Origin of the sequence: Chryseobacterium artocarpi (assembly GCF_001684975.1) — a bacterium.
Classification (GTDB): Bacteria; Bacteroidota; Bacteroidia; order Flavobacteriales; family Weeksellaceae; genus Chryseobacterium; species Chryseobacterium artocarpi.
Genome location: NZ_MAYH01000045.1, coordinates 558,736 through 573,264 on the forward strand (window position 1 = coordinate 558,736; position 14,529 = coordinate 573,264).

The following is a 14,529-nucleotide window of genomic DNA, read 5'->3' on the forward strand; positions in this document are numbered from 1 at the left end:
AGAAAATTTTATAAAACAATATTAACAAAATTAAATTTAATTTATTATGAAAAAGTCATTATTCGTAGCTGCTATCGCTGCAATCTCTCTAGTTGCTTGTAAAAAAACTGACGCTACAGCTACTGAAGGTACAACTGATTCTGCTGCTGCTACTGTAGCTGATTCTGCTGCTACTGTAACTGATTCTGCTGCTAAAGTTGTTGATTCTGCTGCAACTACTGCTGTAGAAGCTACTAAAGATGCTGCTGCTGCTACTACTGCTGCTGGAGCTGAAGTTGCTAAAGATGCTGCTAAAGGTGCTGCTGACGCTGCTAAAGGTGCTGCTGATGCTGCTAAAGGAGCTGCTGATGCTGCTAAAGATGCTGCTAAGAAATAATTCTAGCTTAAGCTTAAAAATAAAAGAACCGTTTCCCTGTGAAACGGTTTTTTTATGCTTTATAGTGAACTCCATTAGATTGTCAATACAAATAGGTGATGAAGGAGGCTTAATATAAATAAAGGAATATAACATCGCTATATTCCTTTAGTATTTATCCTTTCTTTTGTTTTAAAGATTCATAGCAGGTTATTGCTACTGCATTGCTTAGATTCAATGAATCTATACTTCCAGCCATCGGAATCAGAGTGTTTTTTCCTTTTCCAATCCAGAAATCACTTAACCCGGAATGTTCTGTCCCAAATAAAACAGCAGAACGCTGTGTGAAATCTCTTTTATAAAGGTCTTCAGCGGTTTCATCCATCAATGTTGTATAGATATTGAAACTATTTTTCTTAAGAAATTCAAATGTTTCATCATTTTCAGCCTGATAAACTTCCATTCCGAAAAGACAGCCGACGCTGGATCTGATCACATTGGGGTTATAGAAATCAGTTTTTCCATCAGCAACAATCAAGGCATCAATTCCAAATGCTTCACAGCTTCTCAAAATAGCACCTAAATTTCCTGGTTTTTCTACTCCTTCAACGATGATAACAGTAGAATTATCTTTTGGTTTATAGGATGTAAGAGGAGTTTCTTTTGTTTTATATACGCCGATAATCCCTTCAGAACTCCCTCTGTAAGCTATTTTTTCGTAAACTTTATCGCTTACATAATGAACTTTTCCTTGAGGAAGTTTTTCCTTAAAGATATTTTCACAGATAAAGAATTCTACAGGTTCAAAATCATATTGTATAGCTCTTGCATTTTCCTGCTGTCCCTCTACAACAAATACGTTTGATTTTTTACGAAATCTGTTGTCAGTAAGAAGCTTAGTGACATTTTTTATTTTTTCGTTTTGAAAACTTTCTATCAACATTTTGCAAAATTATGCAAAATTTATGATTGAACTTCTCTAGTTTTTATAAAAAGGTTTTTCCAAGTAACCTGAAACGGCTTTTTCTTCTTCTTTTTATCGTAAACCACGATACCTGTAATAAGAATTATAGATAAAAGTTTATAAAGATTTCCGTAAAAGTTTCCGGAAACGTTCTCTGATACATTGAATACTTCCCAATATAGGTTCATGAAAAAGTGTAGAAATATAGCAACCCAGATATTGAAATCTTGTTCAAAATATAACCATGTGAAAAATACAGAACCCAAAAATGTAATGGCAAATATCTCAATAAGTTCTATTGTGTTCTGACTTTGATATAAGTGAACCTGCGCAAATAATAAAGATCCGAATAATATAGAAGAAAGAAATCCCAGTTTAGTAAACCTAAATAATATTCCTATAAGAAAGGCTCTGAATATGATTTCCTCAAAAAACGCTGATGAAATAGTATTAATGAACAGTGATTCAAAATTAATTGTATGTGCTATTTTAAAATGTATTATATATCCAATTAAAATAGGAAGGGTTCCAGTAAAAGCTAGGGTAAAGCCTTTAAATATACTTTTATCTACCGAGAGCAGGTTGAAGATTTTCTTCTGGGGAAATAAAACTTTAAGAGTAATGATTATAGGAATTAAAGTGACAGAGTATGCTAATACATGGGCTAGAGCCTTACTATGAAATAGTTCTTTTATAAAATGTTGTATACTTTTGAAGTAAAACAGATCAAAGAAGTAATAGATTATGAAGCCTAAAATGAAGACTAGAAAGAAACGAATGTTTTTACTCATGTTAATTATTTTGAGCAAAAGTGTATCTTTCCAGGATAGAGAACAATTTAATGTGATGAACATCAAGAAATAGTGACCAATGGCAAACCTTTATGTTCTAAGATGTTGTAATTCGGGAATTATAATTGATATAAAGCTTCTCGATACCGGAATTTCAAAATCTATTTCCGGAAGAAATAATTTATAACCTTGAGCATTACCTTTAATATTCTTTACTTTTCCGATGTTGATGATATAAGAACGGTGACATCTTTTGATTTTTTGGGTTTGTATCTGGGTTAATATATTAGATAAACTTATCCTGAGCCATATTTTTTTAACTGTATTGCTTTCCAAATAATATAAAGTACAGTAGTTTTCCATAGATTGAACACATAGTAAATCATTTTCAGCAATGGTCAGGACTGTATTGTTTGCAGAAATCCTAAGAATAGTATTTATAGAATGTTCTGAAGTTTCAATCTGCTCTAGAGTATTATTTTGGGGTATATCTTTATGAGAATTCAAATAAATATATCTTGATAAAATATAAATAGCAGAAATAGGAATCCCTACAGAAAGGGAATAGAGAAACATATAGCAATAATTTTCGAAACTAAGTGCTACATGACTTATAAATAATGAATTATAGAAATAAGAAAGGGTAGATCCCAGAAATAAAATCAAAAGTATTTTTAAAAGTTCCGAGATGATATTCCAATTTTTAAATCTGGAAGTGCAAAGATCTGAAGCAAAGAAAGAACTTCCAAAAATAATAGTGTAAGGAAAGAGGATAAGGTATTTGTAAGGATGATGAAAACTTTCCGTACCAAATGGCTGGAAAATAATTAAGAAAAGATATACTAAAATTCCTGCTGCCAGAGAGGAAAATAATATCTCTTTTATAGATTGAGATTTAGGATAGGGTGTAAAAGAAAGCATACCTTAGATTTTTACAAATTTTAATTCCTACATTATATAGATATAGGTTTTATGCTAAACTTTCTTAGAAGTAATCATAAGGATAATACTCCCCAATAATAGAGTGAAGCAGCTTGCCATCCAAAGAAAATATCCAGGTCCGTATCCTGTAATAGGAAATTTATGCCCAGCTTCGTTCACTGTAATTTCGCCAACGGATAAATAACAGAATGTAAGCCCAAAGGCAATCAGGCTTATGGCTGCTGATATTTTAGTCTTTTTTAATAAAAGAAAAAAAGCTGCAAAAAAGAGAAGTGGATTTGCCAGCCATGCAATTCCGCCACCATCCATTTCTGCCCAGCCTAATAATGCGCAGGCTAGTCCGCTCATTTCATGATCTTTTGCATATACTGCTGTGAAGGGGAGGGAAGCAAGATAGAGAAGAAGACATATTAATAGGATAAGATTGGATTTTTTCATGGCGTGTTGGTATTTATTCTATTAAATTACTGTTGTCAATGAGGCTTTGAGGGAGATCCTTTTTGTTTTTAATTCCCAATGATTTTAGTTTTTGAGTCTGGATCACAAGATTATCATTTCCGGTGTAAAGTTGCTTATAGGCATCATTGTAAACATTTTTGGCGAGATCAAGATTTCTTCCTACTTTTTCAAGATTATCTACGAACCCTACAAACTTGTCATATAGTTTTGCTCCTCTTTCTGCGATTTCAAGGGAATTTCTGTTCTGGTATTCACGTTTCCAAAGGTCTGCGATCAGTTTTAGGGAAGTAATCAGGTTACTTGGATTAAGGAGAAGAATTCTTCTTTCGTAGGCGTAGTTCCAAAGGTTTTGGTCTGCCTGCATTGCGGCAATATAAGCAGGTTCACTTGGGATGAACATCATCACAAAATCTAGGGATTTTCCATAATCGTCATATGCTTTTTGACTAAGTTGCATGATATGGTTTTTGATGGAACCTAAGTGCTGATTAAGTTTCATCATATAAACATCCTGATCGGTTTCGTCTACCAATTCTGTGAAGGCTGTAAGGGAAACTTTGGAATCTATGATGACATTTCTTTCATCCGGATATTTTACAACAGCATCGGGGCGCATTTTTTTACCGGAAAATTCTGAAAATAAAGCTTTGTTGTCTTCATCACGAAGCTCATGTTCCAGGAAATATTCCCTGCCTTTTACCAATCCTGATTTTTCAAGAATACTTTCCAGAATCATTTCGCCCCAATTTCCCTGAGTTTTACTTTCTCCTTTTAATGCGCGGGTTAATTTTTTAGCATCTTCCGAAATCTGTTGGTTCAGTTCAGCAAGTTCTTTTACTTTTTCAGCAAGAGAGAAACGTTCCTTGTTTTCTTTTTCATATGCTTCGTTGACTTTATTTTTGAGGTCAGCGATTTTCTCCTGAAATGGCTCAAGGATGTTTTTTAAGTTATTTTGATTTAAAGTGGTAAACTTTTCTGTTTTTTCTTCCAGGATTTTATTGGCAAGGTTTTCGAACTGTAGTTTGGATTCGTCCTGAATTTTTGTGATCTCTTCTTTTTGGGTGGTAAGAGATTTTTGCAGGCTTTCATTTTGTGCAGAAAGCTCAGAGTTTTTAGCAAAGAAATTCTGCTTCTCAGCAATAAGGGTTTCTATTTGAGAATCCTGTTTGGTAATTATTTGTTTTTGCTCCTGAAATTGGGCATTCAGTGAAGAATGTTGAGCGGAGATTTTTGCAAATTCATTTTTCAGATCATTCAGAAGATCTTGTTGTTCTATATTTAATTCCTTTTCTTTAGTAAGGTTTTGTGCCAGTTCCTGGATTTTTATATTTGAATTTTCCAGATCAGATTTGTTCTTGATATGTAAGAAATTTAATTCATCAAAAGAACTTCTTGAAACCTTAGACGATTTCAGGGCAAAGTATAAAATAATGGCTCCTAATGCTCCACCCACAATACATCCGATAAGTAAATATGTCATCTCCATTCTTCAAAATTATGAAAAAAGGCTGGAAGTTTGTATCCTGTAATTCTATTCTGAAAACTTTGGATGTGATTCCTCCAACTTCCTTTCTTCAATCAGAATCCTTATATTTATGGGAAATTTCAGAAATATTATGAATATCTTATTGGTAGAGGATGATCAGAGAATTAGTAGTTTCCTCTTGAAAGGGCTTTCTGAGGCGGGACACAATATTACGCTTGCAGATTCCGGAGAAAAAGCCCGCGAAATTCTTCATACCTATGATTTTGATATTATTTTAATGGATATAATGCTTCCCGGATTGGATGGAATGCAGCTTACCCAAATTATAAGATTTAAAGGAAATTATACCCCAATTCTGGTTTTAAGTGCATTGAACAGTCCTGATGATAAAATTAAAATGCTGGATCTGGGAGCAGATGATTATTTGTCTAAACCGTTTCACTTTGAAGAATTGATTTCAAGGATTAAAGCTTTAACAAGGCGTAATAAATTAAGCTATCAGAAAGAAGATAATCTTCTGTCTTGTGGAACAATTACGATCGATACAGATCTTCATAAAGTGACTCAAAATGGTAATGAAATTGAATTTTCTCCTACAGAGTACAAACTTTTTACTTTCCTTATGGAGAATAAAAACAAAGTGTTGAGCAGAACTCAGATTTTGCATAATGTGTGGGGAATTGATTTTGACAGTTCAACGAATGTGGTAGATGTTTACATTTCCTACGTCCGTAACAAAATTGATGAGACAGAGCAGAAGATTATTCATACCGTTAAAGGAACGGGTTATTTAATTAAAGACTAAATGACGCTCAGAAACAGATTTACCCTTATTTCCAGCCTTTCATTTGGAATTGTTTCTATCATTACATCTGCGGTGATATTTTTTGCCTATTATGACAGTACGAAGATCTTTTATTTTGAAAAGCTAAGAAATACGGCTCTTATTTCTGCTATTTATTACCTTGAAAAGGATGAGTTGCCAAAGGATAGACATGCCCAGATCAAAAATGAATATAATCATCTGATCCAGAATAATAGAGTAGCGGTTTATAATCAGAATAATGAAGTAACGTTCGGACAGAATCTGAATGATAAAAACATAAAACTCTCTCATCTTCAGGCTGCAAGAAACAATAACGGAACGCAGTTTATGTCTGATAATCAGTTTTACTATGGAATTTTTTATCCGGATAATCAGGGTGATTTTGTTGTGTTCGTAAAGTCACCGAACGATTCTTTTCAATCACAGATATGGCGACTTTCCATTATTATGCTTTCTGTGCTTATTATCGGATTGCTGGCGATTTATTTTTTGAGCCGTTATCTTTCAAAGGTTGTTTATAAACCGATTTCAAATGTGGTGGAACGTATTAATAAAGTAGATTACAATAATATTTCTACAGCTATTACTTCAACAAATACCAATGACGAGATTGAAGATCTTATCAAATCTTATAATAAACTATTAGGTCGTATCTCAGAAAATGTATTGCTCCAACAGAATTTCATCAATTATGTTTCTCATGAATTTAAAACTCCTTTAGCTGCTATTTCCGGTAATCTTGAAGTTTTTGCTCAAAAAGACAGAACCCCTGAAGAGTATAAAAAGGTAGCCAAAGAATCTTTGGAAAACGTGTATGAAATTGAAAATATACTCAATAATCTTCTTTTAATGTCAGGAATGACGAAGCTTGAATCCTCACACAAGCAGGTAAGAGTGGATGAACTGATCTGGAAGATTTATGAGAAGCTGGAATCTAAAGCAAAAGAGAAAAATTCAACTCTCAAAATAGATCTTCAGGTAGCAAAACCAACTTTGCTTGAGTTACCCGGAAATGAAACTCTTTTATATCTTGCTCTTTATAATATTGTAGAGAACGCTATTAAATATTCCCAGGATGATCCCGTCGTTATTACATTGTTTGAAAATGATAACAGATTGAATATTGAGGTCAAAGATCAAGGGAAAGGAATTGATGGTGAAGATCTTTTGAAAATTACTGATACTTTTTACAGAGGGAAGAATGTGGATGATATTAAAGGAAGCGGGATTGGGTTATCATTATCGAAAAGCATTTTTGATCATCATCATATTGTAATGAAAATTGATTCTACAATAAATGTGGGAACTCGTGTTTTACTTGTGTTTCCTTCAATCTGAGTATTTTAAGTTTTGGCTGAAGCTAATTAGATTTTAAATAAATAGGTAAACGGACTAAAGTCCGTTTCTATTGATGTTTATAAGGCTCTCGCAGGTTTTGCAGATTACGCGGATGTTTGTGGAAAAATATTATTGTGTGAAATGATTTTATTGTGTTATTCGTGTTTAAAAAATCTATTCAGTCTTCTTAATCAGCTAGAACAGCAAATAATTTTATCATCAGAATTGATCTTCCAGTTTTCCATAAATTCGTGTTATTCGTGAAAGCATTGGTGTTATTTGTGTTTAAAACCTGCTAAATCTCCTTAATCAGCGAGCGTATTTAAAAATGCTATCATCAACGCTAATCTCCTACTTCTCTCTATATATAAATTCGTGTTTAAAAAACATTCTAATCAAACTCTAATGTTGAACTAATTGAATTTTAATTTCATTCGAAATTACCTCTAATATTAGACGAATAGCTTTGTAGTCTTAAAATAAAGACCTTGAAGAAAATCTTTTTTACACTATTTTATATTCATTGTTTCAGTTTCTTTTCTGCTCAGATTTCAGACACTTTGAAAATTGACAGAAAGGAAGCTGAAACGATTTTTCTATCCAAAAATCTGGATCTTATTGCTCAGAAACTTGAAATCTCTCAGGCAGAAGCAAGAGCGGTACAGGCTAAATACTGGCCTAATCCTACCTTAAGTATCAGTGAAGTAAATCTTTGGAGAACTTATGATATTGAAGAACAACCTGCCCTTATTGGAAACTGGGGGAAGAATACTCAGATCTCTGCGGAAATAGAGCAGGTGATTCAAACGGCAGGAAAGCGAAGAAAAAATATTGAGCTCCAGAAAATAGAAGTAGAAGGTGAAAAATATGAATTGCAGGAAGTATTACGTGAACTTAAAAAGACGCTGAGAAATACGATTACTGAAATTTTATATAATCAGGAACAGCAGAAAATTTATCAGGGACAAATTTCTTCTATCGAAAAACTAACAAAGTCTTACAATAATCAATTAAACCTTGGGAATATCAGTAAAGCGGAATATATCCGTCTGAAGGCACAGGAAATTGAGTTTAAGAAAAAACTTGTTTCGCTAAAGCAGGAAATTGAAGATCAGCAGGCAGAATTAAAATCTTTGTTGATGATTCCTTCTAATCATTACCTCGTAATTTCAGATGCTTTTACCATGCCGGAGAAGCAGCTTTCGGAAGTTGAATTGACACAATGGTTGGATAAAGCGAAAGAAAATCGTCCGGACATTCTGATCTCCAAGAATAAAGAAAAACACGCGGCAAAGAATCTTGAAATTCAAAATGCAATGAAAACACCTGATGTAGCTGTTTCAATAGGATATGACCGTGGCGGAAATATTATGAAAGATTTTATTGGATTAGGTCTTTCCGTTGATCTTCCCATTTTCGATAGAAATAAAGGAAATATTCAGGAAGCGAAACTTGAGATTGAGAAAAGTAAGAATGAAACCCGTAAAAGTATGCTGAAATCTGAGAATGAAATTGTTTCCGTCTTCAGGAATTATATCCGTACTCAGGAAGTTTCTGAAGAAATAGATGATACTTATGAATCCACACTGGATGGATTGCTGGTAAGCCATGAAAAGAATTTCAGATTAAGAAATATCAGCATGCTGGAATATATGGACTTTCTGGATACCTACATCGGAAATAAGATGATCATTCTGGATACTAAAAAAGAACTCAATCAATACTATGAAAACCTGCAATATGTTGTAGGACAAGACTTATAAGGCATCGTGGTTTTAAAATAAAATTCCTCATTCCCTTATCAAAAACATAAACATCTATAATAATGAACACTACCAAATATATTGCAGTAATATACCTGTCTGCCCTGGTTACGCTTGCAGGCTGTAAAGATCAAAAGCAGAATGCTGAAGCAGAGAAAAGCTATTGTATCAGTAAAGAACTTAAAAAAGATATTAAGCTTGCCAAAGCAGAAATGCTTCCCATCGAAGAAAGTATAACGCTTACCGGAGAGGTAGAAAGTAATTCTGATAAAACAGTACCGTTCGTAAGCCTTGTGGATGGAGTTGTTACAGATACTTATTTCTCTCTTGGAGATTATGTGAAAAAAGGGCAGGTGCTGGCAAGTGTAAAAAGTACAGCGGTGAATGAAATGCAGGACGATACCCAGACATTGCAGGCACAGCTTACAGTTGCGAAAAGAAAACTTGCGTCTGTAGAAGCCATGTATAAAGATGATATAGCCTCTCAAAAAGATCTTCAGGAAGCAAAAGCTGAAGTTACCATATTACAATCTAATATTTCCAAGACCCAGAAAAATATGCAGTTGTATTCCGCGGGAGGAAGTACACTTCAGATTAAAGCACCAGCAGACGGTTATGTTATCACTAAAAATATTTCTAAGGGAATGCCCGTAACGGCTGGCGGAGATCAGCTTTTTACTATTTCCAATTTGGATAAAGTCTGGGTGATGGCGAATGTATATGCTACCAACATGAGACATGTTTATGTAGATCAGCCGGTTGTTGTAAAGACTTTGGCTTATCCTGATGACAGCTTTTCAGGAAAGATCAATAATATTTCGCAGGTTTTTAATGAAAATGAAAGAGTATTAAAGGCGAAAATCATTATGGATAATAACGGAATGAAGCTAAGACCGGGAATGTCAGCCGATGTTGTTTTACCAGTTAACTCCCAGAATAAAAGTGCGCTGGCTATTCCAGCGAAGGCTTTAATCTTTGATAATAACCAAAGCTATGTAGTCGTGTATAAAAAAGATTGTGAATTGGAGATCAGACCAGTGACGGAAATAGCTTCCAATAGCCAATACATCTATGTGGAGGGTAACTTAAACCAAGGTGAAAATGTCATTGCATCCAATGGATTACTGATCTACGAAAACCTGAAAACACAATTAAATAATTCCAAGAAGTAATGCGAAAATTTGTACAGAATATAGTTTCCTTTTCTTTAAAAAACTCATTGATCGTTCTTCTGGGGACTTTCCTTTTGTTGATTGGAGGAATCTATTCCTATATACATACACCCATTGAGGCATTCCCGGATGTTACCAATACAAGAGTAAGGGTAATTACCCAATGGCCCGGAAGAAGTGCAGAAGAAATAGAGAAATTTGTTACCCTTCCGATTTCCAAAGAAATGAATGCCATTCCCAATAAAACATCGGTGCGTTCCATTTCTTTATTTGGATTGTCGGTGGTTACCGTGATTTTTGATGATCATGTCAATGACTTTTATGCACAGCAATATGCTTCCAATAAACTTGGGAATGTAGATTTGCCCAACGGTGCGGAATACAGTATTGAACCTCCATCGGGAGCAACTGGAGAAATTTACAGATACATTATTAAAAGTAAACTTCCGATCAAAGAGGTTACGGCTATTCAGGATTGGGTGGTTGAAAGAGAATTGCTTGCCGTTCCCGGAGTTGCTGATGTTGTGAGTTTTGGTGGTGAAGAAAAAACATATGAAATAAAAATTAATCCTACAGAATTACACAATTATGACCTTTCCCCCCTGGATGTGTATGAAGCAGTTTCGAGGAGTAATATTAATGTAGGAGGAGATGTTGTTGCAAAAGGAGATCAGGCTTATGTAGTGCGGGGGATTGGTCTTTTAGAGAAAAAAGAGGATATTGAAAACATTCAGATTGAAGTAAAAGGTTCTACGCCTATTTTGGTAAAACATGTTGCTGAAGTGAAAATTTCTGCAAAACCAAGATTAGGACAGGTAGGTTATAATAAAGAAAACGATGTTGTAGAAGGAATTGTGATCATGCTTCGTGGTGAAAATCCAAGCGAGGTAATTGCAAGACTTAAAGACAGAATTGAAGAACTGAATGGAGGAGAACTACCCGGTGATGTTCAGATTGTTCCGATTATTGATCGTACTGAGCTGGTGAATACAACTGTAAACACAGTTTCCAAAAACCTGATCGAAGGAGTTATTCTGGTTTCCATCATTGTATTTATATTCCTGTACAATTGGAGAACTACTTTTATTGTGGCTTCAGTAATTCCGTTAGCATTCCTTTTTGCTATTATTATGCTGAAAATTCAGGGACTTCCGGCTAACCTTATTTCTATGGGAGCGCTTGACTTCGGTTTGTTGCTGGAAGGTACGCTTGTCATTGTAGAACATGTATTTGTTGCCCTCGAACTTAAAGCCAAGAAAATAGGACTCAGAAGGTTTAATAAAATTTCCAAGCTGGGAATCATTAAGAAGAGTGCCGGAAGTGTAGCAAGCTATATTTTCTTTGCCTTATTGATTCTGATTGTTGCATTGTTACCAATCTTCTCATTCCAGAAAGTGGAAGGTAAAATGTTCTCACCATTGGCATTTACATTAGGATATGCTTTGCTGGGATCGTTGATTTTGAGTTTAACATATGTTCCGGCAATGTGTAAGCTTTTATTGACTAAAAATATTGAGGAGAAAGAGAACTTTATTTCAAGATTCTTCAGAGTAAATATCTATAGGATTTATGAATTTAGTATTCGTTATAAAAAAGGCTTTGTGATTGGTTTTCTTACTTTATTGGCAATTTGTGGATGGCGATTTTCAAACTATGGATCAGAATTCTTACCTAAGCTTAATGAAGGGGCAATCTATGTACGTGCCACACTTCCGAATAGCGTAAACCTTGATGAATCCGTACGTCTTACCAAAGAAATGAAGGAGATTTTAATGAAATATGATGAAGTGAAATTCGTAATGACCCAAACCGGACGTCCCAATGATGGAACAGACCCTACGGGATTCTTTAATATTGAATTTAATATCCAGTTGAAACCTGAAAAAGAATGGAAGAAAAAGATCTCCAAAGAAGAACTTCTTGAGGAAATGAGAACTTCCCTTGAAAAATATCCGGGAATCAACTTTGGTTTCAGTCAGCCGATTCAGGATAATGTGGAAGAATATGTAGCAGGAGTAAAAGCTCCATTGGTAATTAAAATTTTCGGAAACGATTTATTTGAACTCGAAAATTATGCAAATCAGGTAGCGAACTCCATCAGAACTGTTCCGGGAATTTCAGATGTTAATGTCTTTAAAAATATCGGACTTCCCGAATTGAGAATACAGCTTCATGATTCAAAAATGGCAAAATACGGAGTTTCCACAGCAGATGCACAGGCAGTTATTGAAATGACGATTGGCGGACAGGCAGCGACCAAGTTTTACGAACAGGAAAGAATGTTTGATGTCATGCTGAGATTTGAAAAAGATTATCGTGATACTCCTGAAAAAATGGGAAATATTCTGATCCCGACTCAGGATAATAAAAAAGTACCATTGAAGGAAATTGCAACCATTGATTATCATACCGGACCATCTTTTATTTACCGTGAAGGAAACAGCCGATACATTGGAGTAGGATTTAATATTGAAGGGCGAGATCTGGGAAGTGCTATTAAAGAAGCAAAAGAAAAAGTAGATAAAGATGTGAAACTTCCAAAGAACCATAAAATGACGTGGGCAGGAGAGTTTGAAAGCAAAGAAAGAGCGGCAAAACAATTGACAATGGTAGTTCCAATATCTCTTGTGTTGATTCTAATGTTGTTGTATTTCAACTTCGGAAATGTAAAAGATACTTTGATCTCTTCCATTACACTGGCATTTGCATTCATCGGAGGATTCTTATCACTATGGTTTACGGGAACTATTTTCGGAATCTCTGCAGGAATTGGTTTTATTATCCTTTTTGGGGTGGCTACCATTGACGGTATCGTCCTCATTGGAGTGATGAAAGAAAACCTTCAGAACAGAATGTCTCTTAAAGAAGCAATCTCTGAAGGAGTGAAAAGCAGAATACGTCCGGTGGTAATGATTGCCTTGATGGGTTCCATGGGACTTCTTCCGGCAGCAATGTCCAATGGAATGGGTTCTGAAATCCAAAAACCTTTAGCAATCATGATCGTAGGAGGATTGATTATCTGTATGCTGTTATCATTTACAGTATTACCGATTGTATTTTACTATGCTTATCGAAAAAAGCATAAAGAAGCAATATAGTTTCTTTTTATTTGTTCATTATTTGGTCGGGATCCGTGAGGAAGATCCCGACCTTTTGTTTTTAGATTAAATAGTCTTTGTGGATTCCAGAATCTCAATATTTTTTACAACATCATTACTTTCACATTTCTTAAGTTCTTTGAGAAGGGGAGGAGTAAGGATTTTCGGATTTAAAATCTGTGTGGCTACTTTAGCAGCTGCATAATCTATAATATTGATAACGGATTCTCTCAGGAAATTAGGCGTGTTTGATGCAATGACCGCTGTAGCCCATGAAGTATCTCTTGCTTTTGAGATGGCAAAATCCAATACTGCATTATCTTTTCCGTTAGAAAGCTGATCTATAAGTTGTACAGGGTAGCATATCTTATTCAAAGAATCCTGAACCTTCTGATTAATGGAAGCAATAACATTATTAATATTCTCAAAATCCTTTTTCAGCGGATTGATCTTTCGGTAGGGCATAATGGTTGCTGCTGAGATTCCAAGATCAAGATTGATGTGAGCATTCATCCCCAGGAAAATATGTTGTAATATCAGAAGGTCCTTATTTTTGGTGGCTTCAAAAGCAATATACCATGAATAGGTACATTTCTTTCCTTTGCTGTAGTTTTCCCATGCTTCAAGATATCTTTGGGCAAAAGCAATATCCAGTAGAACCATTCTTGGATTATCTTCAAATTTTTTCTGTTGAATTCCCTTTAAAACCTGAGCGGTCATGATTCTGTAAGTACAGGCAAAATATCCGGCTGTACTTTTGTTTTCCTTGCACCAGATGATAATTTCATCAAGCTTTTTCAGGACTTCTTCAATAGTTTTCATGGTACATTTATTTATTTAAAGATAATAAAAAAGTGAGCCTGATGGCTCACGTTATATATTGTTTTCAGGTTATGGAACGATGATAATCGGATCCGGAAAAGGTTCAAGAATCAACGGTTTGCACATTGCAGCTGGTACACATTGGTTTCCCATGCATATAAAATTTGTCATTGTGGTAGAACCGTCAGGACATCTGATCATAGCTTCACCAGGGCATCCTCCAGGACATGGTGCGGGATATAAATATCCACCAAATACTTCTTTTAGATCTGTTCTCGAAAGCGGAGATAAGTTCAATTTTTTCATGTGATTAATTTTTAATATTAGTTTGGTTTTGTAATAGTCTTATAATGAATAAACTATATCATTTTTTGATCATGTTAAATTAATAAAAATAAATCATTAAATAAAGAAATACTTAAGTGTTATTTTGTTTTTTATTTAATATAATTATTTGAAAGATAGTATTTTGATAATTATATTGTATATTTAATTCAGTTTAAAGAGAAATAA

13 protein-coding genes are annotated in these 14,529 nt (G+C 34.5%); 6 read left to right on the plus strand and 7 right to left on the minus strand.

Annotated elements, in window-relative coordinates:
- The first annotated feature begins 46 nt into the window (after window positions 1-46).
- Entirely contained in the window at window positions 47-376 is a 330-nt protein-coding gene (locus tag BBI01_RS17315) for a hypothetical protein (protein ID WP_065395887.1), read from the plus strand.
- A gap of 154 nt (window positions 377-530) precedes the next feature.
- On the opposite strand, the gene BBI01_RS17320 is transcribed toward BBI01_RS17315, so the two are convergent.
- The 5 genes from BBI01_RS17320 to BBI01_RS17340 all read right to left on the minus strand — a co-directional run bounded on the left by BBI01_RS17320 (window position 531) and on the right by BBI01_RS17340 (window position 4,997).
- Window positions 531-1,298, minus strand: a complete 768-nt coding sequence (locus BBI01_RS17320; RefSeq protein ID WP_065395888.1) for a TrmH family RNA methyltransferase — start codon at window positions 1,296-1,298, stop codon at window positions 531-533.
- Window positions 1,299-1,318: 20 nt separating this feature from the next.
- On the minus strand, window positions 1,319-2,110 hold the full coding sequence (locus BBI01_RS17325; RefSeq protein WP_165602267.1) for a CPBP family intramembrane glutamic endopeptidase: 792 nt from the start codon (window positions 2,108-2,110) through the stop codon (window positions 1,319-1,321).
- Between the two features lie 90 nt (window positions 2,111-2,200).
- Entirely contained in the window at window positions 2,201-3,031 is an 831-nt protein-coding gene (locus BBI01_RS17330) for a LytTR family DNA-binding domain-containing protein (protein ID WP_065395890.1), read from the minus strand.
- 54 nt (window positions 3,032-3,085) lie between these two features.
- On the minus strand, window positions 3,086-3,490 hold the full coding sequence (locus BBI01_RS17335; protein ID WP_065395891.1) for a hypothetical protein: 405 nt from the start codon (window positions 3,488-3,490) through the stop codon (window positions 3,086-3,088).
- A 13-nt stretch (window positions 3,491-3,503) separates the two neighbouring features.
- Window positions 3,504-4,997 carry a DNA recombination protein RmuC gene (locus BBI01_RS17340; RefSeq protein ID WP_438830674.1) on the minus strand — a complete coding sequence of 498 codons (1,494 nt, stop codon included), beginning with the start codon at window positions 4,995-4,997 and terminating at the stop codon, window positions 3,504-3,506.
- A gap of 130 nt (window positions 4,998-5,127) precedes the next feature.
- Here BBI01_RS17340 and BBI01_RS17345 point away from each other — a divergent pair, with 130 nt between their 5' ends.
- From BBI01_RS17345 to BBI01_RS17365, 5 genes are all read left to right on the plus strand, one after another.
- Entirely contained in the window at window positions 5,128-5,802 is a 675-nt protein-coding gene (locus tag BBI01_RS17345) for a response regulator transcription factor (RefSeq protein ID WP_065396002.1), read from the plus strand.
- Window positions 5,803-7,161 (plus strand): HAMP domain-containing sensor histidine kinase, encoded by a 1,359-nt coding sequence (locus tag BBI01_RS17350; RefSeq protein ID WP_065395892.1) that lies wholly within the window; start codon window positions 5,803-5,805, stop codon window positions 7,159-7,161.
- Window positions 7,162-7,649: 488 nt separating this feature from the next.
- Complete coding sequence (locus BBI01_RS17355; RefSeq protein ID WP_065395893.1) at window positions 7,650-8,924, plus strand: TolC family protein; 1,275 nt, start codon at window positions 7,650-7,652, stop codon at window positions 8,922-8,924.
- 62 nt (window positions 8,925-8,986) lie between these two features.
- A complete protein-coding gene (locus tag BBI01_RS17360) occupies window positions 8,987-10,096 on the plus strand; it encodes an efflux RND transporter periplasmic adaptor subunit (protein ID WP_065395894.1) in 1,110 nt (369 codons plus the stop codon).
- Window positions 10,096-13,194 (plus strand): efflux RND transporter permease subunit, encoded by a 3,099-nt coding sequence (locus BBI01_RS17365; protein WP_065395895.1) that lies wholly within the window; start codon window positions 10,096-10,098, stop codon window positions 13,192-13,194. Before BBI01_RS17360 ends, BBI01_RS17365 begins: the two co-directional genes overlap by 1 nt.
- A gap of 66 nt (window positions 13,195-13,260) precedes the next feature.
- Here BBI01_RS17365 and BBI01_RS17370 read toward each other — a convergent pair whose 3' ends face one another.
- Both BBI01_RS17370 and BBI01_RS22585 read right to left on the minus strand, forming a co-directional pair.
- The gene (locus BBI01_RS17370) at window positions 13,261-14,016 is read right to left on the minus strand and encodes a DUF5995 family protein (RefSeq protein ID WP_065395896.1); all 756 of its coding nucleotides are present in this window, start codon (window positions 14,014-14,016) and stop codon (window positions 13,261-13,263) included.
- A 69-nt stretch (window positions 14,017-14,085) separates the two neighbouring features.
- Window positions 14,086-14,322, minus strand: a complete 237-nt coding sequence (locus BBI01_RS22585; RefSeq protein WP_123862165.1) for a hypothetical protein — start codon at window positions 14,320-14,322, stop codon at window positions 14,086-14,088.
- Window positions 14,323-14,529 lie beyond the last annotated feature (207 nt).